This window comes from Bradyrhizobium sp. USDA 4503 (assembly GCF_054055815.1).
The window spans coordinates 6,793,899-6,816,844 of record NZ_JBSRXS010000001.1; the positions used below are offsets into that span (position 1 = coordinate 6,793,899).

A 22,946-nucleotide genomic window follows, 5' to 3' on the forward strand; every position below is an offset into this window, starting at 1 on the left:
CTGCACGGGCCATTCTTGACCATCAACAACGGACGCTACCCATGGGACGTGACGAGCAGACCGTCGAACCACCCTCGCTCGCGCTGCTTGCCGCGGAAGGGCGCGGCTTTCTCGACATCCCGGCGCTGATTGCCGTGGCGGCGCCGCTTCTGGCGACCGCGCCGCGGGGGCAACGCCATCCGGTGATGGTTCTGCCCGGGTTGGGCGCCGATGACCGGTCGACCTTGGCCATCCGCTCATTCCTCGAGTTCCTCGGCTATCAGGTTCATGGATGGGGCCGCGGCCGCAATGTGCGCGCGCCAGACGCCGACCTTGCCGCCGTGGTGGCGCGAGTCCTCGAACTCGAAAAGCAGGGCGGCTCGAAGGTCAGCCTGGTCGGCTGGAGCCGTGGCGGCATCATTGCGCGCGAGGTTGCCCGGCAAATCCCCGCGGCGGTGCGGATGGTCATCACGCTCGGCAGTCCTTTCGCGGCGCCGGGGGCGAGCAATGTTCGCGCGATCTGGCGGCTTCTGACCGGCCAGAAATACCAGCCGCCGACGGCCGAACGGATCAGCCGCCTCGCGCAACCGATTCCCGTGCCGTCAACATCGATCTATACCCGCACCGATGGCGTGGTGGCGTGGCGCGCCTGCCTGGAGCAGGAGGGCGGAGAGCGCGAGAACGTCGAAGTGAACACGACGCATTTGGGGCTTGGCTTTCACGCGCCGGCGCTGTGGGTGATTGCCGATCGCCTCGCCCAGCCGGCGGGAACCTGGAAGCCGTTTCGTGCGCCTCCGCAGGTCGGAATCTGGTTTCCGACAGCGACGCGCCGCGATTGAGATCGAAAGGGCGCAGCTGCCTGAGGCTACCGCGCAGCGCTTCCCGGTGACCGCATCTCGGCGACCATCATCCGCAGCAGCTGCATTGCGGCGGGCGGCAGCGTGCGTCCCTGACGGGAGACCACGTGGGTGCGGCCACGATGCAGCAGCGCGTTCTTCATCGGGAGCGCCACCACCTTGGCGGCATCAGCCTCCGTCATCGCAAGGCGCGACGCCAGCGCATAACCAAGTCCGGCGGTCACGTAATGGGCGAGCGCATCGAACGAGGCGGTCGTGAACGCGAAATTGAGGCGAACGCCTTCGCTGATCTCGGCGGCCTGGACATGCTGGCGCAGGCCGAAATTCGGATGCATCGCGGCGCCTGGGTAAGGCGCGAGGTCGGCGAGCCTGAGCGGCCGGCCCAGCTGGGTCAGCGGGTGCCCGCGCGGTACGATAGCCTTGATCGGGTGCGGCTGCGAATGATGCGAGCGCAGCCGATCGTCGCGAGGCGGATTGAACAGGACGCCGATATGCGCGCGTTCTCCCACGACTTGCTGGACGATCTCGTCGGTACTGCCGATGTCGAGGCTGATCGTGATCTTCGGGTGGCTTTGCATGAAGCGGCACAGGCTGCTCTTGGCCAGCCAGTCGACATAACCTTCGCCCGTCACGAGATCGATATGACCCGACTCAACTTTGCGAATGCTGTCTATCTGCGCCAGCAGCGCCCGTCGTTCGCCCTGCTGGCGCTGCAGGTAGGCGGCCAGCAGTTGGCCGGCGTCGGTCGGCGCGACGCCGCGGCCCCGTCGTTCGAGCAGGCGCGCGCCACATTCCTTCTCGAGCAGGCCTAGCGCCCGGCTGACCGCAGAGGCGTCCATGCCGAGCGCGCCGGCGGCGCCGCGCACGGAGCCGCTATTGAGCACTTCCATGAAATAGTGCAGTCGGCGCGGCTCCAGCTTCGCATTCATCGGCATGGTCCTGATCGTTGCAAGTCGCGCAACGAATATTCAATGGCATGGCCATTTATGCAAGTGCGTGAATGTGGGCGCGCGACAACGGATCAGCGTCGGAAATCGTATTCGCGATCCGGGATTGGCCGGCTCGCTCGCGCCCGCAGGTTTCGGCGAACTTCAAGGCGATCCTGCCGTGGCGGACCGTTGAGCCTTGGCGGTTTGGCATGGCGTCGAGACAGGATCGTCTGGATTTTTTCCCAGACGCTTCCAGCCTTCGGAACAGCGAAAACTCGAAGATTCGAACGTGTCGCCTGAAGTCCTGCCAAGATTTCCGACGTGACCGGCGGCGGCCCCTCCCTCGTCGAACCAGGATCGTCTCTTCAAGTCCGTTGCATAAGCAATGTGTCGCTTGGCGCAGTATCTGTCCGGACTTCGTCCGCAGATCAGCCGCTTGCTCCAATCTGGCGGAACATCTCATGTCGCGCAATCGTGCCTTGACTCACTGAGTGCGGCGAGCAGGGTGCTCCACGCAAAGGTGATAGAAAAGTTGTCCATAACAACACAGACAGATTGTCCGTTGTCGTTCGATGCTCCTTCTGGATCGCCGGCATTGTTGCACACCGGAAATGGTCCATCTATTGCTCGGAACGCTTTCGATCGCGTCACGAAGTTGATTGTTTTGCGATGACAGATATTCGAATACTCACCGCAGAGCCAGGAGCGATCGAAGTGGCTATCTGCGCGCGTTGGCGCGTCAATTCATTTTCAATGCTTCGTACTTCCTTCGAGGAAGAGCTAAGATCATTGCAACAATTTGCTGCCGATCGGAGCCTTGGCGTGCTGCTCGTCGTGAAAGCAGATGGTGCGCCGATAGGCGCCTGCCTTTTGGTTGAGTCCGAGTTCGAGCCGAATCACGATGTCGCACCATGGCTCACAGGTCTGTTCGTTGTCCCCGAACATCGCAATGAAGGAGTGGGCACCATCTTGGTGCGGGCGATTGAGGATCAAGCGCGGCAGCGCGGATTTTCGCGGCTAAACCTCTATACGTCAGAGGCAACCGGCTTCTATGCGCGGCTCGGATGGTCGACCGCCGATCGCACCAATTGGAGGGGCGTCGATGCAACTCTCATGGTTCGAGATATATGAAGCGACCTCACGGGCTTTGGGTTCGGCAGTCGCGCCACCCTCCTCGAGGCATCGACAATCCGCCGACGGTAGGTGCCTCGGAGAGGCCCCTGGTCCCAACTTGTCCGCCGCAAGGGACAAAATGTCTGCCTTAAAGGCGGCCATAGCGCTCTAATTCATTGAATTTGCGTCGTCTTGGGATTTGGCGTGCTCTTTGCTCTGGGAGTGATCGGGTCAATGATCGTATGGCCGCTCGGTCCGGGTTGATCCGGGCGCGACCATCGTTTGAGGACTGTCAAATGGCGCTCGCGCGAGATCCCGATGGTCAGTATGAGGTTCACCGTCATGGAATCTTTTTCGTGATGTACAAGGATAATTCCGAGGTCACGTGCATGATCGCGCGCCGAGCTCTCAACGTGATGCGCGTTCGGTTTCATCCCATTCCAAGCGCGGAGGAATTCTTCCTTATGCGTCGAGCGCGAATCGAACGCGCCGCCAGCGACAAGTTTGAAAACCGTCAGTCCAGCGCCACCCGCGTGGTTTCGCTCGATCGGTTCGACGTGGATTTCTGAGCCAAACTCAGCTTTATAAATGATGCTACAACTCGACAAAGCGGCCGCGTTCCCTGCTCCGTCACAGGGAAGTCCTCCCGGATACAAAGCATCGATGTCCACAGCGATCAGGTCCGGTTGTTGGACACTCGGCGTGCTCTCGGGCATTTCCCGAGCCAATCCAATTGTTCGATGGTCAAAGTATCTGCTCCGGCCTGCCCGAGGCAGCGAAACTCGGACTAGCGCAGCTTTGCAGTCCGGGCATGAGAAGCAGCCCCGGATGTCGGGGAGGCTGCAATGATCGTGCGCTCCAAGCCCGGCTTCTGGGACGTTGCGTTTGCCGTCAATGGATCGATCTTGCCGCGGATCGCGCCGCATCTGGTCGCGATTGCTCTGATCAGTGTGTTGGCGATTTTTGCTGCCATGGAGCATCCGGGCATCTTCGCGCGCATCAGTGCGGTTCCGTTCACGCTGATCGGCATAGCGCTGTCGGTCTTCATGAGCTTCCGAAACAGCACATGTTACGCCCGCTGGTGGGAGGGACGCGAACTCTGGGGCAAGCTGATCATCGCCAGCCGCTCGTTCGCGCGTCAGATCTCCACCCTCGAAGACGACGACCGGCGCGTCCTGCTCCGCGGCCTGTGCGGCTTTTGCTGCGGGCTAACGGCACGCCTTCGGGGTGAAGACGAAGTGGCGGCAATCAAACCGTGGAGTGAGATCGACGCTGCTTCAGGCGGTCCCAACCCCACCAATGCCGTGCTCAACCAGATCGGGCTGCATTGTTTGATGCTGATGAAGCGGGATCGGATCGAGCCGATCCACTACGCCGTTCTGGAAGGGCAACTCACCGCGCTTTCCGACGTCCAGGGCGGTTGCGAGCGCATCGCGTCCACCCCGGTGCCATTCGCCTATTCGCTGCTACTGCATCGGACCGCGCTGATCTTCTGCGTGACGTTGCCGTTCGCGCTTGCCGGATCGCTCGATTGGTGGACGCTGCTGCCCGTCCTGCTCGTCGCCTACACCTTCTTCGGTCTCGACGCGCTTGGCCATCAGCTTGAGGCACCCTTCGGGTTGGAGCCGAATGCGCTCCCGCTTGACGCAATGAGACGAGCCCTTGAGCGCGAGCTGCTCGCTCTGCTCGGTGAGCGCGATCTGCCCGCTCCCATGGAGCCTGTTCAGAATGTGCTGATGTAATGCAAAACAAGTGGCATAGCGCATGCTGACGGCGCGGTGGCGTCAGGGCTCGTCGCGCAGACGGACGCGACATGCCTCGCGTGGAGGGCGCGACCCCGGCCTGGGGTAGTCTAAGGGTGGCCGGGGCCGCGCTTACTCCGCGCTGGCGTACCGAATGTCATTCAATGCTCAACGGCACGGAAGGTGCCGAAAGTAACGCTCCCGCCGGAAAGGGCGAAGTGCGCTCTAATCACTCCAACGATTCAGTGTGGGGTGGCGGCGGGTCGCCAGGAAAGATCATTGGACCAGACGTAGATGGCTATGGCTGCCAGACATAAGGCGATACCGATCCAGAAAATGGGAGAATGATGGATTGGTCGCCGATCTCTCAAGGCGCGCTTCATCTCGATTTCCTCATTGGCGCGAACAATCAACGAGTTTCAACTCACGTGAGGTTAAACGAAAGCGGCGTTGAAGTCATTTGTCATCACGTGGCTCACGTCGTTCATTGCGTCAGGCAAATGTCTGTCGGCGCTGAACCCATCCCACGCCCAATAGTAACGCGTTCAGGCTGGTTGGCGTCGGCGCGGCGCCGGCGCGGCCGTTGTCGGCGGACAACTTGGCCAAGTCTGTCGTGACAAATTGTCCATTGCCGGTAGCCAAGACCGCCTAACTCATTGATATGACGATGCGCTCAGACTGGCACGCCTGTTGCTAACCTTTCCTCGATGCACGTTTCACGGTTGGGAAAAGAAGGAGATGAAAATGAACTGGGATCGCATCGAAGGAGACTGGAAGGCTGCAAAGGGTGCGCTCAAGGCAACATGGGGGAAGCTGACCGACAACGACATTGATGTCATCAACGGTGACAGAGAGCGGTTGGAGGGCAAGCTGCAAGATCTCTACGGCATTGACAAAAACCAGGTCCGCAAAGAGGTCGACAAGTGGGCCAAGGAAGCAAATTGGGATTGATCCCGATTGATTGACCCCGGCGGATCCATGGCTGCTGCGAAGCAGTATCGATGCCCGATTGTTCGTAGAGCTCGCGCGAAATTGGACGCCGAACGCCATCACAACAGGTCGCTGCGCAGCGCTGATCGGCGGAGTGCGGCTTCAAGACTCTCTTGGACTGCGGAGATCTGCGCCTCGACGAGTGTGCCAAGCTACGACAGGATACATGAGGAGATACAATGTCGAAGGACCACGACAAGGCGTCGCACGGATCGCAGGACGCGCGACGTCACAAGATCGATCATCAAACGCGAAACGAGTGGCTTCACAGAGACGCGGGCCTTCAGGATGCGTGGCGTGCTTCCGGCATGACGCGCGACGACTTCATCCGGCACAACGAAGGTCTGATCGACAAGGTGATCGTCGCCAACCTCAATCAGGATCGATAAAGCGAGCCGGAAACGCGGCCCAGCGTGCTGCGGGTGATCTTATTCAGGTCACTCAGCTGAAGACCCTACTGAAGATCTGGCAATTGCGGAGTTGATTTATGTTGGACGGTAAGCCGCGCTTCAAGACGTATCATCATCCCGCCGGCGGTTGGGGTGCCGCCGCAGCGACTGCAAAGATTCTTCTCGAGCAGAGTGTGGTGACGAAGGGATCGCGCGCGCTTCTGTCGATGAACCAGCCCGGCGGATTCAAGTGCTCGAGTTGCGCGTTTCCCGACGCGGAATGCAAGAAAACGCTCGATTTCTGCGAGAACGGCGCCAAGGCGTTGGCGTTTGAGGCAACGAAGTTTCGGGTCACACGAGAGTTCTTTGAACGGCACACCGTGTCCGAACTCATGGAGCGGCCGGATCACTGGCTCGAGATGCAAGGACGTTTGACGGAGCCGATGCGCTATGATTCATCGTCGGATCGCTACGTGCCTTGCAGCTGGGACGACGCGTTCGCCCTGATCGGCAAGCATTTGCGGGCTCTTGAAAGTCCGCACCAGGCCGAATTCTATACATCCGGCCGCACACCCAACGAAGCGGCGTTTCTCTACTCGATATTTGTCCGGGAGTTCGGAACCAACAATTTCCCCGACTGCTCGAACATGTGCCACGAGCCGACCAGCCGGGGCTTGCCGCCCTCGATCGGTGTCGGGAAGGGCACCGTTATCCTCGATGATTTCGAGCACGCCGAAGCGATTTTCGTCATCGGGCAGAACACCGGAACGAATTCGCCGCGGATGATGAGCAATCTGGTCGAAGCGAGCAAGCGCGGGGTTCCGATCGTGGCCGTCAATCCGATGCCCGAACGTGCGTTGGTGCGCTTCGCCGATCCGCAGGATGTCATTCAGATGGCAACGTTCGGTTCGACCAAGATTGCCAGCGAGTTCGTTCATGTCCGCATCGGCGGTGACCTCGCCTTCCTCAAGGGGGTCATGAAGGTCATTTTCGAACGCGAGGAATTCGGCGAGAAGATCGTCGACTGGAAGTTTATCCGCGAGCATACCGTCGGCCTCGATGCGGTCCGGGACGACGCGATGGCGCAGACATGGCCGGAATTGGAGAGGGCCTCCGGGCTTGAGGAATCGCAGATCCGGCGATGCGCCGAAATCTACATTCGCTCGCGCGCGACGATCATTTGCTACGGGATGGGGATCACGCAGCACCAGGAGGGGTCGCGGCTGGTGCAGCAGCTGGTCAATCTGCTCCTGCTCAAGGGCAATTTCGGCAAGCCGGGCGCCGGAATATCGCCCATTCGCGGTCATTCCAATGTGCAGGGAGACCGTACCGTCGGGATCGACGAACAGCCGAGCCAGGACTATCTCGATCGCGTTCGCGACGTCTTTGGGTTCGAGCCCCCGCGCGAACATGGTCATCATACCATTGAGTCCGTCGCCGCGATGCAGACGGGGACGGCGAAGGTCTTCATCGGCCTCGGCGGCAATTTCGTTCGTGCCGTGCCCGATACCGAACGGTCGTACGCGGCGATGCGAAAGCTCGCGCTGACGGTCGCCATTACCACCAAGCTGAATCGCGGACATTTGGTTCATGGTCGTGACGCCTTGATGCTGCCCGTCATCGCGCGTTCGGAGATCATCCGGACGGCAGCCGGTGAGCAGTTCGTGACGATCGAGGACTCGATGTCGAACGTCACCGCGTCTCGCGGCGTGTTGCAACCGGCGAGCCCGCATCTCCTGCCCGAGGTGGAAATCGTCTGCCGGATCGCGCAAGCGACGTTGCCGAACAGCAAGGTCGACTGGAGGAGCTACAGCGCGGATTACTGCTTGATCCGCGACAAGATCGCGGAGGTCTATCCGGAGATCTACAGCGACTTCTCCGAGCGGATCGAAAGCCCGAGAGGCTTTCACCTCGACGTGCCGCCGCGCGAACTGGTCTGGCCGACGCCGAACGGCAAGGCGAACTTTCTGCTTCTGCCGGGTCTGGAAGTGAACGCATCCGTTTCAGATCCCGACATGCTGCGACTGGCAACCATTCGCTCGCACGATCAATTCAACACGACGATCTACAGCAACAACGACCGCTATCGCGGTGTCTACAATGACCGAATGGTTCTGTTCATGAACGCCGAGGACCGCGCGGCGCGAGGGCTCGAGGACGGCTCGGGCATTGCGCTCGAGACGATCAGCGATGATGGCATACAGCGGCGCGTGAGCGGACTGAGGGTGTTGGACTATCCGATGCCGCGCGGATCGGTTGCGGGATATTACCCCGAGCTCAATCCGCTGCTGCCTCTCGACTACTACGACAAGATCAGCGGGACGCCGGCAGCCAAGTCCATTCCGGTGCGAGTTGTTGCCGCTTGTCGGCCGGATGCCGGAGACGAAGTGCCGGGACGCATATCCTGAGGCAAGGAGGGGACATTGCTGGACAATCTCGATGCGGTGATTCTGGCACGTGCCCAGTTTGCGTTCACCGTCTCGTTCCATTTCATATTTCCATCTTTCTCGATCGGGCTTGCGAGTCATCTGATGGTGCTCGAGGCGTTGTGGCTCAAGACGGGGCAAGGCGTTTATGCCAACCTGTTCCGCTACTGGCTGAAGATCTTCGCCGTTGTGTTCGGCATGGGCGTCGTCTCGGGGGTGGTGCTCTCATATCAATTCGGTACGAATTGGTCGGTATTCTCCACGCGAGCCGGGCCGATCATCGGGCCGCTGATGGCGTATGAGGTGATGACGGCCTTCTTTCTGGAGGCCGGCTTCCTCGGCGTCATGCTGTTCGGCATGAGCAAGGTCGGAAAAGGCCTTCATTTCTTCGCAACGTGCATGGTCGCGCTTGGCACACTGATCTCGGCAACCTGGATCATTGCCGTGAACAGCTGGATGCAGACGCCGGCGGGTTTCGCGATCAATGCGAAGGACCAGTTTGTGCCCGCCGGATCCTGGATCCCGATCATCTTCACCGCCAGTTTTCCGTATCGCCTCGTTCACACCGTGATCGCGGCCTATCTGACGACGGCGTTCGTGGTTGGCGGTGTGGGCGCCTGGCATCTGCTGCGAGACCGCAGCAATGCCGGCGCACGCAAGATGTTTTCGATGGCGATGTGGATGGCCGCGATCGTGACTCCGATCCAAATTCTCGCGGGTGATGCCCATGGCCTCAACACGCTGGAACACCAGCCCGCCAAGGTTCTCGCCATGGAAGGGCACTACGAACCCAGCCCCGATGGCGCGTCGCTTATCCTCTTCGGCTTCCCCAGCAACGAGACAGCGCAGGTCCATCATAAGCTCGAAGTGCCTCGCCTGGGGTCACTGATCCTCAAACACGATCCGGATGCACCTTTACCGGGACTCAGCGACTTTCCGCGGGATCAATGGCCGCCGGTACCGATTGTGTTCTGGTCGTTCCGGATCATGGTCGGCCTTGGATTTGCGATGCTCGCTGTCGGTATCTGGAGCCTGCTCGCGCGTTTCCGGGGAATGCTCTACGACTGGGCCTGGTTGCATCGCGCGTGCGTCGTTCTCGGACCGGCCGGCTTTGTCGCTGTGATCGCTGGATGGGTGACGACGGAGGTCGGTCGGCAACCTTTCACGGTCTATGGACTGTTACGAACGGCGGAATCACATTCGCCGCTGGCTGCGCCGGCTGTGGCGGCCTCCCTTGTCGCTTTCGTGCTGGTGTATTTCGCAGCGTTCGGCGCTGGCACCTATTATCTCCTGCGCCTGATGGCGAAGCCGCCCGCGCCGGGTGAGAAGGAGCCGCCCAAGGTGCCGCAGCGCGCCGCAGGCATTACGCCGGCGGGCAGTGTCGGCGTGCCTCTGACTGCGGCGGAGTGAGGCCATGTCCAGCATCGACCTTACGACCTTCTGGGCTGCGATTATCGGACTTGCGGTGATGGCCTACGTCGTCATGGACGGGTTCGACCTTGGCATCGGAATTCTGTTCCCGAGCTTTGCGGTCGGCGACGAGCGCGACCAGGCCATGAATTCGATCGCGCCGGTCTGGGATGGCAACGAGACGTGGCTGGTGATGGGCGGCGGCGGTCTGCTGGCGGCGTTTCCGCTCGCCTATGCGATCATCCTTCCGGCCACCTATCCGTTGATGATCGCCATGCTGCTTGGGCTCGTCTTCCGCGGCGTCGCCTTTGAGTTCCGCTGGCGCGATCCAGGGCATCGGCCATTGTGGGACATCGCCTTCTGGTTGGGGTCCTTGATTGCGGCGTTCGCGCAAGGCGTGACGCTTGGGGCAGTTCTGCAGGGTATCCACGTTGTCAATGATGCCTATGCCGGCGGCTGGCTCGACTGGCTAAGCCAATTCAGCATCCTGACCGGCGTCGCGGTTGTGATCGGCTATGCGCTGCTCGGCGCAACGTGGCTGATCTGGAAGACGGAGGGGACGAGCCAACGTCACGCGCGCCGTGCCGCCTTCTGGCTCGGCGCCGGTACGCTTCTGGCGCTGGGGGCCGTCAGCGCGGTGACGCCGTTTCTCGATTATGACTACTGGCGGCGGTGGTTCGCAATGCCCGGCGTCTTGTTGACGGCCCAGGTGCCGCTGTTGGTGCTGATCTGCGCGGTAACCTTCTTCTGGAGTCTGAAGCGAGAGTTCGAGCGGTTGCCGTTCCTCATGGCGCTGGCACTCTTCCTGCTGAGCTTCATCGGGCTCGGAATCAGCATCTATCCTTACGCTGTTCCACGCGCGATTACGATCTGGGATGCCGCGGCACCGGTCGAAAGCCAGTTGTTCATGCTGGTGGGCGCCTGCGTGATTATTCCGCTCATCCTCGCATACACAGGCTGGGCGTACTGGGTGTTTCGCGGCAAGGCCGGCACCGCAGGGTATCACTGATGCAGGCGCGGATTCCGCTATGGCAACGGCTCGTGTGGATGGCCGCGATCTGGATCGCAAGCGTTGTGGCGGTCGGCTTGGTCTCGGGCGTGATCAGAATGTGGTTACGTTAATTCAGTTCCGGTCAGCCCGGTCATTTGACCGCCTCGTTTGTCGCGGAGCCGCAGGTTCCGGCGGAAAGCACCGCAGTCTCTGGCACGTTCCTGCATGACACATGCTCCGAATAGCGAACTGACCGCGCTCTGGACAATCGTGCTTTCGTTCTGGCAGCGAAGCGTCTTGGACCTAACCGTTGGACACTTCATCGTTTCGATCGTCATTCTCGCGATCGCAGTGCTGATCCGGCGGCTTTTCAGCCGCTTTATCGTCTCCCGTATCCACTCCTGGTCGTCGAGCAAGGTCGGCCTCAACCGCACGATCGTCGAGGCACTTGCTCCGCCGATTCAGTTTATTCCGATCGTCCTGGCCGTATTTATTATCGGCGAATGCGTGCTGACCAATCAGAGGCTCAAGGAGGGGCTCCTCCAGATTGATCGTTCGTTGACCGCATTCACAATCTTCTGGGCACTGTTCGAGGTGATCGGGCCCCTATGCGCGGTTCTGGATGGCCGGACGCCGATCTTCAGTCAGGCCATGATCGGCTGGACGGTCAGGGTCGGGCGCGCCATCATCGTTGCGCTCGGTGCGACCGCCGTCCTGGAGGTCTGGGGCATTCACGTCGGGCCTGTACTGGCGAGCTTCGGCCTCGTCGGCGTCGCGGTGGCGCTGGGCGCCCAGAATCTGTTCAAGAATCTGATCTCCGGGATCTTCATCATTGGCGAGCAGCGCTTTCGAAACGGCGATTGGATCCTCGCCGAGGGCATCGTCGAGGGAACGGTGGAAACCATTGGTCTGCGGACAACGAAAGTCCGCCGATTCGATCAAGCACCCGTATTCGTTCCGAATTCGTATTTGGCGGACAATGCCGTCACCAACTTCTCGCAGATGAGGTTTCGCCGCATTTCCTGGATCATCGGCCTCGATTACAGCACGACGATCGGCCAGCTCCGCGATGTCCGTGATGCAATCGAGGCGTACATCCTCGGCAGTCAAGATTTCGTTCATCCTCCTGAAGCCGTCGCGTTCGTACGTGTCGACAAGTTCAATGAATCGTCGATCGATGTCATGGTCTATTGCTTCACCCGCACCACGGTCTGGGGTGACTGGCTGAAGATCAAGGAGGAGCTGGCGTATGCCATCAAGGCGATCGTGAAAAAGGCGGGATCTGATTTCGCCTTTCCAAGTCAGTCGCTCTACGTGGAGGCCGTCCCGACAGGGATCGAGCTTTTTCCTCACAATACGGCGCCGAGCAGTGATCCGACGAACGGGACGGGGGTGGTGGGCAAGGCCGTTCCGAAAGGCGGCGTGGCATGAATCCCAGCAACATTCTTGCTTCGTGGACGCTCGTGCCGGCGAGTTAGCCTTTCGGCGCTTCGGTCATTTTGTCCCAACGATTCCGGACAAAATGACCTTTCAGCGACATCGATTGTCATAACTGATTGAAATCACGTCGATTGCGGTCTGGCACGTCGATTGCGTTGTCGTCAGTTGCAAGAATGCCGTCGTCTGCATCGCGGGGCACGGCCCATGTGCAGCGAGTCACCAACAACTCAATCTCTGGGCAATTCATCATGGCGCAAACAATTGGAATGCCGGAACCGAGGCGGGCGTTCACGGGATTGATGACCGAAGCGCGAGGGAAGTGGGGTTGGTTCGTCGCCCTGGGCATTCTCTTTATTGTGCTGGGCTTCGGAGCTCTCAGCAATCTGCTGTTGGCGACCATCGCAACGATCTTCTACATCGGCGTCTTGATGATCATCGCGGGCGCCTTTCAGATCGTCCATGCGTTTAGGGTCAAAAACTGGCGTGGGTTCTTTCTTTGGGGCCTGGGAGGCTTTTTCTATGCTGCGGCCGGTACGACAATCGTTCTGGATCCAGCAATCGCTTCACTTGTTTTGACTCTCATATTGGCCGTTTGCACGACCGCGTCCGGCGTCATGCGCCTGTTGCTCAGCTTTAGAGCAAAGGGAGATCGCGGCTGGGGCTGGCTATTTGCCTCTGGACTGCTCACCGCGATCGCAGGATTGGCGTTTCTGTTAGGTTGGCCACTCAACAGTCTCTGGCTGCTTGGCCTGTTGTTGTCGATCGACCTGGTTTTCCAGGGCTGCACGCTGCTTGGTCTGGGCCTGCAGCTCCGCGGTACGCGGTAGACGGCCGGCTCGGGCGAGCGAAGAACGCCGCTTGTCCGGCCGACCTTCAAACGTCATATCAACGGCGAGATAAGAGAGCTGCCATGACTAATAACGGCCCGCCCAACGATCCTCATCACAGCAGACAGATTCACTCACACCGCCCTCAAGGAGGGACTCATCATGCGGAGCAAGGTGTAGAGAAGGTGATGCCTGAGGGCTCTGCAAGGGAAACAACCTCCGGATCGCCAGATGCTGCGGACACGCCGCCAAGCGCCGCAGAAGACGTGCATGAGGCCATTGCGCGGCTCGTGGCGGAGAATGTCGATCTCAAAGACCGGCTGTTTCGGGCGCTCGCGGATGCCGAAAATGTACGCCGGCGCTCCGAGCGTGAGTTGAACGACATGCGGCAATACGCCGTAACCAAGTTCGCGGGCGATATGGTCAATGTCGCGGACAATCTGGAACGTGCGATGTCCAGTCTTCCTGCGGAGCTGCGCGACAGTGCCGGCCCCTTCAAGACGTTTGTCGAGGGTGTGGAGCTTACCGAAAAGGAGCTGTTGCGATCGCTGGAAGCGCACGGCGTCAAGAGGCTCGATCCGGCCGGAAGCCGGTTTGATCCTCACTTTCACGAGGCCATGTTCCAGGTCAAAGATCCGTCAGTGCCAAGCGGCACCGTCACGACGGTCGTGCAGCCCGGTTACGCGATCGGATCGCGTTCGTTGAGGTCCGCGAAAGTCGGCGTCGCGAGCTGAAATGCCCGCTCGCCTCCGGGCGTGCCGCGCGATGGCCTCGATGGCTTTAGCAGTGTCGGCTCGGATCGACTACCTGTGCTTGGGAAACGTCACGGTCATCACGCCGTCGTCGAAATACGCGTTTATCTTATGAGCATCGACCGAACTGGGTAATAGCATCGAGCTCAAGACTCTGATTGTCCGTTCGGCACCACGGCCGTCGTTCACCTGCCGCTCAGCGATGATGGTGAGTACACCACGCTCAACGGACACGTCTATGTCGTTTGCCGTTAGACCATGCAGCTCTGCAACGATTTGTAGTTCGTCATCTGTCTCGTTCACGTCAACATTCAGCATCGTGAACCATCCTGGTCGTACATGCGACGGCATAGCCCATCGACCGGATCAACCGGCAGCAATACGCGTGCCATCCGCGCGGCAAGTCATATCAACGGCTTAAGGTGTTGATCAGTGAGCCCGCAGACACTTTGTCAAAGTCGATCGGACAAGTTGTCTGCAAGTCTGGCGCGATCGCCACTTGTACGCTCTGGACGTCTCCAAAAATGGCGCTAGCATTGATCATGCAGGCTGGGGAGGTGTCGAGTGTCGAGCAACATCGAACAGGCCGCGTCCGAGATCGCTGACGTCCGACTTCTTGTGGAGCGATTGCGTCGCGTTGAGGCGTGGCGACGGAAGCGCTTCGAGCGTGCAATTCAGGATCTAGACCAAGAAATGGTATTTGATCGATCGAACGTGATCAGGATTTCGCAGCTATACACAGCGGTTTCAGTTCGTCGAAGAGCTCTCGAAGCGGGGGTCGTCAAGCCTTGGCGTGGCTTGCAATAGGCGAATGATGGCTTTCGGCTTTCCATGCGTTGAACGGTTGATCGAGCCCGCCATGATCAGATCTTGTCTTGAAGCCAAGGCGCAAATTCTCCCCCGCCAACAACTGTGCGAGGACATGCCATGAATACCGGCAAGTCATCTTCCAATGCTCCTTCTGGCGATCTTTGGCCGGCTCTGTCCTGCCAGGCCTTCGAGCAGACGCGACATCTTCTCCACATGGTGTTGCAGGCGGTTGGGAAGCTCAAGCTGGCCGGACCTTTCCAGGCGCAATGGGCTGGGGTTCCGCTGTGGCTCGGCGCGAGAGGCCCGACCACAGGTCCGATCCCTTGCGCTGGCGGCGTCTACGAGGTCCGCGCCGACTTCGTCTCGCACGAGTTGCAGTGGTTCACGAGTTCGGGCGGATCGGGACAACTGCCGCTGGGCCCGACATCGGTCGCAGTGCTGGTCGACACATTCCTCGACCGGCTACGTCATGCGGGAATAGATGCTGCCATCACGCTCATGCCGCAGGAAGTGTCCAACCCGATCCCGTTCGACGAGGATAGGCAACAACGCCCATACGAACGCGACATGGTCAACGCCTGGTGGCGCATTCTTCTCAATACGCAACGCGTCATGCAGGTCTTTCAGGGAAGGTTCACGGGCAAGACGCAACCCATCGGTCTGATGTGGGGGACGTTCGACATTCGTCTGCCATTCTATAACGGCAAACCTGCTTCACCGGCGCCGAACGCCGGTTTTGTCCGGCGCAATGCAATGAATGCGGAGTTGATGGAGATGGGGTGGTGGCCGGGTGATCCCTCGTGTCCCAGACCCGCATTCTACTCCTTCACCTATCCGCAGCCACAAAGTATCGAGAGTGCGAAGATCGGGCCAAGCGCTGCGCGATGGGATGCCGGCCTGGGCGAGTTTCTCCTCGATTACGACGACCTGCGCCTGTCCGGCGATCCTGACGGCGATCTGCTTGCCTTCCTGGAATCGACCTACAACGCCGGTGCGACCGCGGCGGGCTGGGATTCCGCCCTGCTGGGCAGCGGTCGTCCGGAGTAGATCTCCGATGGCTGCATGCCCGAAGGCGGATGCATTGTCCATGGATGTGCACAGGCTTCCTTACGAGATGTTTCGGTGCACGTCGCAAACGATCAGGGCGGAGTCCGGGCGAGCCAGTGCGACGAGCGTGAGTCCCGCTTGCTCTGCGCGTTCGACCGCAAGGCTCGTAGGCGCTGAAATGGTGATGAGCATCGGACAGCCCGCGCGAACGGCCTTCTCAACAAGTTCATAGCTGCATCTGGCAGAGAGCAGCAGAAAACCACCGGACGCCGGGATGTCGGACAGCGCCAGCGCGCCGATCAGTTTGTCGAGCGCATTATGTCGACCGACGTCCTCCCGAACACACAGGATTGATCCGTCGGGGCGGCAGAATGCCGCCGCATGTGTTCCGCCGGTGGATCGGCCGAGCGTCTGATGGTGTTGCAGGGCGTTTAGCGCGCCAGCGATGGCTTCCCGGCTCGTGGTGATGCGCCCACGTATTGGCGGCAACGGGCGGAGCACCTGCTGGATATTTTCCAATCCGCACAGCCCGCAGCTGCTCTCCGAAACGCGCCTGCGAGCGCGCTCCAGTGCGATTGCCGTGCCTTCTGCAGGCAAGGTGAGCCGGATGATCCAGCCGCCTTCCGTCTCGTGGACGATGATGTCGCTGAGGTCCCGGACATGCTTGACAAGGCCCTCGGCCAACGCGAATCCCGCCGCGTAGTCGCGAAGGTCGGACGGCGTTGCCATCATCACGGCATAGCCTATCCCACAGACCTCGATTGCGACGGGCGTTTCAACGGGAACAGCACGAACGAGATCGCCGTCATTGCGATCGTTGAACGCAAGGCGTCGTGCCGAAATGCTCAGGGTTTGGTTGGTCATGTCATTGCTCGCGCTAGCCGACGATCTGGACCGTTCGGGTGAACGTTATCGGAAGTCCCGTCGCAACATGCGTGCCACCCGGCCGACTGAACGACGTCAGTAGCTTACGACGTGGCTTCGGTGGATCGACGAACAATTTGTCCAGCGATAATCGACAATCTTTCCATAGCGTCGGTTGCAGCAGGACAGACCGAGGCCCGTCACGCGTGCCTAAGCCAATAGACACTTTGTCCGAGACGCTCCGGACAAAATGTCCGACGTGTCGTGATCTCGCGGCGTAAGTCGTTGAAATCACGCGAGCTGTGATGTGGCACATCTGTTGCTCAACGGTATTGGCGCAGGGACGCAAACCGCACATTGTCGGTCAATTAAAAAGTAGAGGAGCGCGACGTGGCAAAGGTGATCGGAATCGACCTCGGAACGACCAATTCTTGCGTCGCGGTCATGGACGGCAAGAACACGCGCATCATCGAGAACGCGGAGGGGGCGCGCACCACACCTTCCGTCGTGGCGTTCACGTCCGATGGCGAACGTCTGGTCGGGCAGCCGGCCCGGCGGCAGGCGGTGACCAACCCGACCAACACCATTTTTGCCGTGAAGCGCCTGATCGGCCGCCGCTACGATGATCCGACGGTCGAGAAAGACAAGACGCTCGTACCCTACAAGATCATCAAGGCGTCCAATGGCGACGCCTGGGTCGAGGCTGAGGGCAAGCCGTATTCGCCCTCCCAGATATCGGCTTTTATCCTGCAGAAGATGAAGGAAACAGCCGAGGCCAATCTCGGTGAGAAGATCACGCAGGCCGTCATCACTGTTCCCGCCTATTTCAACGATGCGCAGCGCCAGGCTACCAAGGACGCCGGCAAGATCGCCGGTCTCGAGGTTCTGCGCATTATCAACGAACCCACCGCGGCGGCACTTGCCTACGGTCTCGACAAGAAGAAGCAGGCCAAGATCGCCGTCTACGATCTCGGCGGCGGCACCTTCGATATCTCCGTTCTCGATATCGGCGATGGAGTGTTTGAGGTGAAGGCGACCAACGGCGACACTTTCCTGGGTGGCGAAGACTTCGACATGCGGCTGGTCAACTACCTCGCCGACGAGTTCCAGAAGCAACAAGGCATTGATCTGCGGAACGACAAGCTCGCCCTTCAGCGCCTCAAGGAAGCGGCCGAAAAGGCGAAGATCGAGCTTTCCACCGTCACCCAGACGGAGGTCAACCTGCCGTTCATCACGGCGGACGCCTCCGGCCCAAAGCATCTTCAGGTCAAGATCACGCGCGCCAAATTCGAGTCCATGGTCGAGGACCTCGTTCAGCGGACGATCGAGCCGTGCCTCAACGCCCTGAAGGACGCCGGGCTCACGGCCACGGACATTGACGAAGTCGTGCTCGTCGGCGGCCAGACCCGTATGCCGAAGATCCAGGAGGTCGTGCAGAAGATCTTCGGCAAGGAGCCGCACAAGGGCGTCAATCCCGACGAGGTCGTCGCCGTCGGCGCGGCAATCCAGGCCGGCGTCCTGCAGGGCGACGTCAAGGACGTGCTGCTGCTCGACGTGACGCCGCTTTCACTCGGCCTCGAGACGCTGGGGGGCGTGTTCACCCGGCTGATCGAGCGGAATACGACGGTTCCGGCGAAGAAGAGCCAGGTCTTCTCCACCGCCGAGGACAACCAGAGCGCGGTGACGATCCGCGTCTTCCAGGGCGAGCGCGAGATGGCCTCCGACAACAAGTTTCTCGGCCAGTTCGATCTCGTCGGCATTGCTCCGGCGCCGCGCGGCGTACCGCAGATCGAGGTGACGTTCGACATCGATGCCAACGGCATCGTCAACGTTTCGGCCAAGGACAAGGGCACCGGCAAGGAACAGAACATTCAGATTCAGGCATCCGGCGGCCTGTCCGAGAGCGACATCGAAAAGATGGTCAAGGATGCCGAGGCGCATGCCGCGGAGGACAAGAAGAGAAAGGAAGCAGTCGAGGCGAAGAACGCCGCCGAGGCGCTGCTGCATGCAACGGAGAAAACGGTTGCCGAGCATGGCTCAAAACTCGCGGCATCAGATCGCAGCGCAGTCGAGAGTGCCATGTCCGATTTGCGCGAAGCGTTGAAGGGCGACGATGCCACGACGATCAACACGAAAGTGAATGCCTTGCAGCAGCACTCGATGAAGCTTGCGGAAGCCATGCAGAGTTCCTCGCACGCGGCTCCTGGTTCTGCACCGAGTTCAGGCGGCGACAATGTCGTCGACGCCGAATTTACGGAAATCGACGACGACAAGAAGAATTCGAAATAGCACGCCCCCTGCAAGCGCGGGCGCGAGCTCGCGGCTACCAGTCGTGCTTTGCGCCGCCGTCGGGACGAAACTCCGGTTCTCAAGTGCTGGAATGCAATCCCGATTGCTTCCTTACTCCAACATCACCAGAAGTTTGAAGGCATCCCGCCTTCATTTTGTAGGAGCTTTCTTATGCGACGACGTTCGACGGTCCTCACTGCCTTTGCCGGAGCAATGCTGACCGCCCTGGTATCACCCGTGCAAGCCCAGCAGCCCGCCCAAAAGGTGCAGGTCGGCGTACTTGAATGCAAGGGTGGGCCGAGCATCGGCTTTATCGTCGGCGCGGTAACCAATCTGGCGTGCGTCTTGCGGATCAACGGGCTCCCCGAGGACTACTATATCGCCACGATTCAGAAGGTTGGTCTCGATATCGGCATTACCGAGAGCACGGCGCTTGCCTGGTCGGTGTTCGCGCCCGTTGCCCAGCCTGGCCGCGGCGATATCGCCGGGACTTATGTCGGCGTCGACGCGATGGCTGCGGCAATCGTCGGTGTGGGCGGCAATGTGCTGCTGGGCGGTTCGAACAACAGCATCGCGCTGCAACCCCTGAGCGTGCAGGCGGAAACCGGCCTGATCGTCGCAGCAGGATTGGAGAGCATGACGCTGCAGCCGGGTCGCTAGGGGTACCGAAATTGACACCGTTCGCCGCTGCGAACGGTGTCGCCATCACGCGAATAGCAACGCTTTCTCGCGAAGGTTCTCATATGTTGAAGCGACTGTTGACGACGACATCTCCCGTAGTTCTCGCCGTATTGCTGCTTGGAAGCGCATGCGTAATGCCGGCGGCCGCGTTGTCCCAGGAAGCAGCTTGTTCTCAAGTCACGGCGGTGGAAACGCCGCCGCCGCCGTTGCCTCGATACGAACAGCCCCCTGTGCCTGCGCCGGGCTATCTCTGGTCTCCGGGATATTGGTCGTGGGATGAGGATGCCGGTGACTACTATTGGGTGCCGGGAACCTGGGTGCAACCACCGCGACCGGGCCTGTTATGGACCCCGGGCTACTGGGGGCGGCTTGCGGGAGCCTACATTTTCCACCCGGGCTATTGGGGTGAGCGCGTCGGCTTTTATGGCGGCGTCAACTATGGCTTCGGCTATTCGGGCATTGGCTACGAAGGTGGCCGCTGGGATCGTGGCCAATTCTTCTACAACAGCACGGTCAACAACGTGCGGAGTGTGACGATTAGAAACGTCTATCAGAAAACCGTCGTCGTCAATGAGACGGTGAACAACGTCAGCTACAATGGCGGACGAGGCGGCGTCGAGGCTCGTCCGACCGCTGCGGACAGAGCCGTCGCCAAGGAACAACATTTCGCACCCACGCCGTTGCAACGCAAACACGTCGAGGTCGCGAGCCACGACACCCGTCTGTTTAACAGAGCAAACGCTGGCGCACCGCCCGTGATGGCTACGCCACGCCCATCGATCCTGAACGGGCGGGACATTGTTCGACCACACGCGCCCGCCGAGGTGATGCCGTCGAATACGGAAAAACATCGACCCGAAGAGCTGAAGGGCGCGCGTCCCCAGGACCCCTCGCGGCAGCGGCTCGAAGACGCTCGACGTCCAGCGGAGGGGTCCGCGCCGGCGCGCAAGTCGCCAGCGGATGAAGCCGGAAAAGCCGCACCTCGCGAATCTGAGCGTGAACGAACGCCGCGGCCCGAGGCGGCCCCAGGACCTCTTCCTCCGGAAGAACGAAAGCGTGAGGACATCCGCGTGCCGGAAGCACGGCCAGAGTCCACACCGAGGCCGGAGCCTCGCCCCGAACCCATGGCTCGTCCGGCGGCGCGGCCGGAAATCGAAGCCAGACCTGCCGCACCCGCTGCGAGAACAGAACCGCAGAGGGAGGAAATGGGAGCGCCTCCGCGCCGCGGGCCCCCGGAACAGCAGCGTTCCGGTGAAAGACCCGAGGAGCGGCGGCCCGAGCAACGCTAGGCGTGACGCGGACGATTGGAAGGCGATGACAACGAGTCTCGGAGGCAATGGACAACTCGACGACGGCAAGCCGCGTCTAACGGAAGACGACATCGTGCGGGCGCAGCTAGGTCCGCGCGGTGTTCCTGGAGCACCGGATCCCGCACGAATGACGCCTCAGCAACTGAAGAATTACCCCAAATACGTGGATCCCGGTCATGTTGAATAATCGGGACCCGGCTCGCGGCCGTTCCCCGCTACGGGAAAGGCCGATCTCTGCCATCTTCAAGTCGGGAGCGGCAATTGGCTAAGAACCCGTACGATGTGTTGGGAGTGTCCTCCTCAGCTTCGGCTGCCGAGATACAAAAGGCCTATCGCAAGCTTGCGAAGAAGCTGCATCCTGACCTCAACCCCGGCGACAAGGCTGCGGAGGAAAAGTTCAAAGAGGCGGCCGGCGCCTATGACCTGCTTAGCGATGCCGACAAGCGCAAGCGCTTCGATAATGGTGAGATCGACGCGACGGGAGCTGAGCGGCCGCAGCATCACTTCTATCGCGACTACGCCGATGCTGGAGACCCGCATGCTTACACGAGCGGGGCCGGCTTTGCCGACTTCATGAATTCGGACGATGCGCTTGCCGAGCTGCTAAGGCGCGGGCAGCGCGCACGCGCAAACCGGCGCGGTGAAGATCTCCATTATCGCCTGCCTATCGAGTTCGTCGAATCGATCAGCGGTGCAACCAAGCGAATCACACTGCCGGATGGCGGGACGCTGGAAGTGAAAATTCCCCCGGGCCTGGTAGATGGGCAGGTTTTGCGCTTGAAGGGCAAGGGAGCTCCCGGTGCCGGCAAAGGCGGACCAGGCGATGCCCTCATCGAAGTCGAGGTCATGCCGGATCGGCGCTTCATGCGGGACGGCGACAACATTCTGCTCGAAGTGCCGATCTCGTTGACCGAGGCGGTTCTGGGCGGTCAAATCCGGGTGCCGACACCGACCGGTGATGTTACGATGGCGGTGCCGAAGGGATCGAACACAGGCACGACACTGCGCCTCAGAGGAAAGGGCGCCCCGCGCCGAGGGGGAAGTGCCGGAGACGAATTGGTGAAGCTGACGATCGTCCTGCCGAAATCGCCGGATCCGGAATTGGAAGCGTTCGTCGAGAACTGGGCCAAGGGGAGAGAGTTCGATCCGCGCGAAGGCACCTTGTGATGACCCTCAACAAACAGGAATTTCTGATCTCGTCGGGACTGCGGGTGCAGACACTCGAGTTCTGGCTGGAGCAACGATGGCTGATTCCAACCGAGGCGGCTTCAGGCGCGCAATTCTCTGACGCGGACGTCGCCCGCGCGCACCTGATCCGCGATCTCAAGAGCGATCTAGGTGTCAACGATGAGGGGATCCACGTCATCCTCCATCTCATCGATCAGCTGCATGGTGTTCGACAGGCTTTCGCGCTGATGCGTACCGCACTTGACGACGATTCACGAACGGTTTGACAGAACGGGTGACCACGGTCGATCGGGGGACAGGCATTAGGGAGCAGCTATTCGATGGAACGCACGCTCGGCAACGGACCGATTGTTGGCTTGGTGCTTGAGGCCCTGGTCCGGCACGCTCCTCGTGAAGAACGTCTTGTCGTCCGATGACGTGTGGGCCTTGCTCCTTGAGGCGGCGACGCGCCTTGACGTTGACGGGGACCCGCAAACGCCGCAGGCAGCGAAGATCCTGGTCGATGAGGATCTGGCGCCCGTCTTCCTTGGTGACGACAAGAAAGCGTCGATCGATCCGCACTTCGGGAAGTCCTCGTTCATCTCGACACCGACCGAAGAAAAGTAACCCGCGCGCGAGCGTTAACGCGAGCGCGCCGTCGCCTTGGAGAACAACCACAGAGATGGGTGGGGAACACTATGCCAACGTCAGGGCGTTTTCTCTATCGGCGAATTGACGGTCGCGGACAACGGCTTCAAGCGCTGGCTTGGGCATCCTGCGATGTTCGCGATCCAGCCGAGGAGCGGAATGGCTTATGGCCTGGCGTGGCGGGTAGGCATACTGTTTTGCCTTCGCTTTTTTCATGGCGCTGGAGAAGGCCATCGCCCTGCGTTGAGATGGTGGTCGTCAAGAGCGGTGTCGGGAGAGATATGA

General features: G+C 60.5%; 25 protein-coding genes. 22 read left to right on the forward strand and 3 right to left on the reverse strand.

What is annotated here, in order from left to right; genetic code table 11:
• The first annotated feature begins 41 nt into the window (after positions 1-41).
• Entirely contained in the window at positions 42-818 is a 777-nt protein-coding gene (locus ACVMIH_RS32330) for an esterase/lipase family protein (protein WP_076825158.1), read from the forward strand.
• A 26-nt stretch (positions 819-844) separates the two neighbouring features.
• On the opposite strand, the gene ACVMIH_RS32335 is transcribed toward ACVMIH_RS32330, so the two are convergent.
• Positions 845-1,765, reverse strand: coding sequence for a LysR family transcriptional regulator (locus tag ACVMIH_RS32335; protein ID WP_256521237.1), 921 nt, complete (start codon positions 1,763-1,765; stop codon positions 845-847).
• 4 nt (positions 1,766-1,769) lie between these two features.
• Between ACVMIH_RS32335 and ACVMIH_RS32340 the strand changes: the two genes are divergently transcribed.
• From ACVMIH_RS32340 to grpE, 13 genes are all read left to right on the forward strand, one after another.
• On the forward strand, positions 1,770-1,958 hold the full coding sequence (locus ACVMIH_RS32340; RefSeq protein WP_156436135.1) for a hypothetical protein: 189 nt from the start codon (positions 1,770-1,772) through the stop codon (positions 1,956-1,958).
• Between the two features lie 476 nt (positions 1,959-2,434).
• On the forward strand, positions 2,435-2,896 hold the full coding sequence (locus ACVMIH_RS32345; RefSeq protein ID WP_082653720.1) for a GNAT family N-acetyltransferase: 462 nt from the start codon (positions 2,435-2,437) through the stop codon (positions 2,894-2,896).
• Between the two features lie 341 nt (positions 2,897-3,237).
• Positions 3,238-3,447 carry a hypothetical protein gene (locus ACVMIH_RS32350; RefSeq protein WP_410469738.1) on the forward strand — a complete coding sequence of 70 codons (210 nt, stop codon included), beginning with the start codon at positions 3,238-3,240 and terminating at the stop codon, positions 3,445-3,447.
• Between the two features lie 276 nt (positions 3,448-3,723).
• Entirely contained in the window at positions 3,724-4,620 is an 897-nt protein-coding gene (locus ACVMIH_RS32355; protein WP_057016369.1) for a bestrophin family protein, read from the forward strand.
• Positions 4,621-5,364: 744 nt separating this feature from the next.
• Positions 5,365-5,571, forward strand: a complete 207-nt coding sequence (locus ACVMIH_RS32360; RefSeq protein ID WP_057016368.1) for a CsbD family protein — start codon at positions 5,365-5,367, stop codon at positions 5,569-5,571.
• A 218-nt stretch (positions 5,572-5,789) separates the two neighbouring features.
• The gene (locus ACVMIH_RS32365; protein ID WP_057016367.1) at positions 5,790-5,999 is read left to right on the forward strand and encodes a hypothetical protein; all 210 of its coding nucleotides are present in this window, start codon (positions 5,790-5,792) and stop codon (positions 5,997-5,999) included.
• Between the two features lie 98 nt (positions 6,000-6,097).
• Complete coding sequence (locus ACVMIH_RS32370; protein ID WP_456864589.1) at positions 6,098-8,407, forward strand: FdhF/YdeP family oxidoreductase; 2,310 nt, start codon at positions 6,098-6,100, stop codon at positions 8,405-8,407.
• A 15-nt stretch (positions 8,408-8,422) separates the two neighbouring features.
• The gene (locus tag ACVMIH_RS32375) at positions 8,423-9,835 is read left to right on the forward strand and encodes a cytochrome ubiquinol oxidase subunit I (RefSeq protein WP_456864591.1); all 1,413 of its coding nucleotides are present in this window, start codon (positions 8,423-8,425) and stop codon (positions 9,833-9,835) included.
• A 4-nt stretch (positions 9,836-9,839) separates the two neighbouring features.
• The gene (gene cydB, locus ACVMIH_RS32380; RefSeq protein WP_057016364.1) at positions 9,840-10,844 is read left to right on the forward strand and encodes a cytochrome d ubiquinol oxidase subunit II; all 1,005 of its coding nucleotides are present in this window, start codon (positions 9,840-9,842) and stop codon (positions 10,842-10,844) included.
• Positions 10,844-10,957: a DUF2474 family protein gene (locus ACVMIH_RS32385; protein ID WP_057016363.1), complete on the forward strand. Its 114-nt coding sequence runs from the start codon at positions 10,844-10,846 to the stop codon at positions 10,955-10,957. Before cydB ends, ACVMIH_RS32385 begins: the two co-directional genes overlap by 1 nt.
• Before the next feature lie 94 nt (positions 10,958-11,051).
• The gene (locus tag ACVMIH_RS32390; protein ID WP_063790071.1) at positions 11,052-12,257 is read left to right on the forward strand and encodes a mechanosensitive ion channel family protein; all 1,206 of its coding nucleotides are present in this window, start codon (positions 11,052-11,054) and stop codon (positions 12,255-12,257) included.
• 257 nt (positions 12,258-12,514) lie between these two features.
• On the forward strand, positions 12,515-13,093 hold the full coding sequence (locus ACVMIH_RS32395) for an HdeD family acid-resistance protein (protein WP_456864594.1): 579 nt from the start codon (positions 12,515-12,517) through the stop codon (positions 13,091-13,093).
• A gap of 188 nt (positions 13,094-13,281) precedes the next feature.
• Positions 13,282-13,827: a nucleotide exchange factor GrpE gene (grpE, locus tag ACVMIH_RS32400; RefSeq protein WP_456864595.1), complete on the forward strand. Its 546-nt coding sequence runs from the start codon at positions 13,282-13,284 to the stop codon at positions 13,825-13,827.
• Positions 13,828-13,896: 69 nt separating this feature from the next.
• Here the strand turns inward: grpE and ACVMIH_RS32405 are convergent, their stop codons facing one another.
• The gene (locus ACVMIH_RS32405; protein WP_057016361.1) at positions 13,897-14,163 is read right to left on the reverse strand and encodes an Hsp20/alpha crystallin family protein; all 267 of its coding nucleotides are present in this window, start codon (positions 14,161-14,163) and stop codon (positions 13,897-13,899) included.
• A 609-nt stretch (positions 14,164-14,772) separates the two neighbouring features.
• Here ACVMIH_RS32405 and ACVMIH_RS32410 point away from each other — a divergent pair.
• Positions 14,773-15,702, forward strand: a complete 930-nt coding sequence (locus tag ACVMIH_RS32410) for a DUF5996 family protein (protein WP_456864597.1) — start codon at positions 14,773-14,775, stop codon at positions 15,700-15,702.
• A 60-nt stretch (positions 15,703-15,762) separates the two neighbouring features.
• Here the strand turns inward: ACVMIH_RS32410 and fdhD are convergent, their stop codons facing one another.
• Complete coding sequence (gene fdhD, locus ACVMIH_RS32415) at positions 15,763-16,566, reverse strand: formate dehydrogenase accessory sulfurtransferase FdhD (RefSeq protein WP_456864599.1); 804 nt, start codon at positions 16,564-16,566, stop codon at positions 15,763-15,765.
• Positions 16,567-16,956: 390 nt separating this feature from the next.
• On the opposite strand from fdhD, the gene dnaK reads away from it, so the two are divergent.
• From dnaK to ACVMIH_RS32450, 7 genes are all read left to right on the forward strand, one after another.
• Positions 16,957-18,855 carry a molecular chaperone DnaK gene (dnaK, locus tag ACVMIH_RS32420; protein ID WP_456864601.1) on the forward strand — a complete coding sequence of 633 codons (1,899 nt, stop codon included), beginning with the start codon at positions 16,957-16,959 and terminating at the stop codon, positions 18,853-18,855.
• Between the two features lie 171 nt (positions 18,856-19,026).
• Positions 19,027-19,515, forward strand: a complete 489-nt coding sequence (locus ACVMIH_RS32425; RefSeq protein WP_168857361.1) for a DUF992 domain-containing protein — start codon at positions 19,027-19,029, stop codon at positions 19,513-19,515.
• A gap of 83 nt (positions 19,516-19,598) precedes the next feature.
• The gene (locus ACVMIH_RS32430; RefSeq protein WP_456864604.1) at positions 19,599-20,825 is read left to right on the forward strand and encodes a hypothetical protein; all 1,227 of its coding nucleotides are present in this window, start codon (positions 19,599-19,601) and stop codon (positions 20,823-20,825) included.
• Positions 20,826-20,850: 25 nt separating this feature from the next.
• Positions 20,851-21,033, forward strand: a complete 183-nt coding sequence (locus tag ACVMIH_RS32435; RefSeq protein ID WP_076825127.1) for a hypothetical protein — start codon at positions 20,851-20,853, stop codon at positions 21,031-21,033.
• A 74-nt stretch (positions 21,034-21,107) separates the two neighbouring features.
• Positions 21,108-22,013 carry a DnaJ C-terminal domain-containing protein gene (locus ACVMIH_RS32440; RefSeq protein ID WP_076825125.1) on the forward strand — a complete coding sequence of 302 codons (906 nt, stop codon included), beginning with the start codon at positions 21,108-21,110 and terminating at the stop codon, positions 22,011-22,013.
• A complete protein-coding gene (locus ACVMIH_RS32445; protein ID WP_076825123.1) occupies positions 22,013-22,300 on the forward strand; it encodes a chaperone modulator CbpM in 288 nt (95 codons plus the stop codon). The genes ACVMIH_RS32440 and ACVMIH_RS32445 overlap by 1 nt, the downstream gene beginning before the upstream one ends.
• A gap of 136 nt (positions 22,301-22,436) precedes the next feature.
• On the forward strand, positions 22,437-22,640 hold the full coding sequence (locus tag ACVMIH_RS32450) for a hypothetical protein (protein ID WP_199805208.1): 204 nt from the start codon (positions 22,437-22,439) through the stop codon (positions 22,638-22,640).
• Positions 22,641-22,946: the final 306 nt, after the last annotated feature.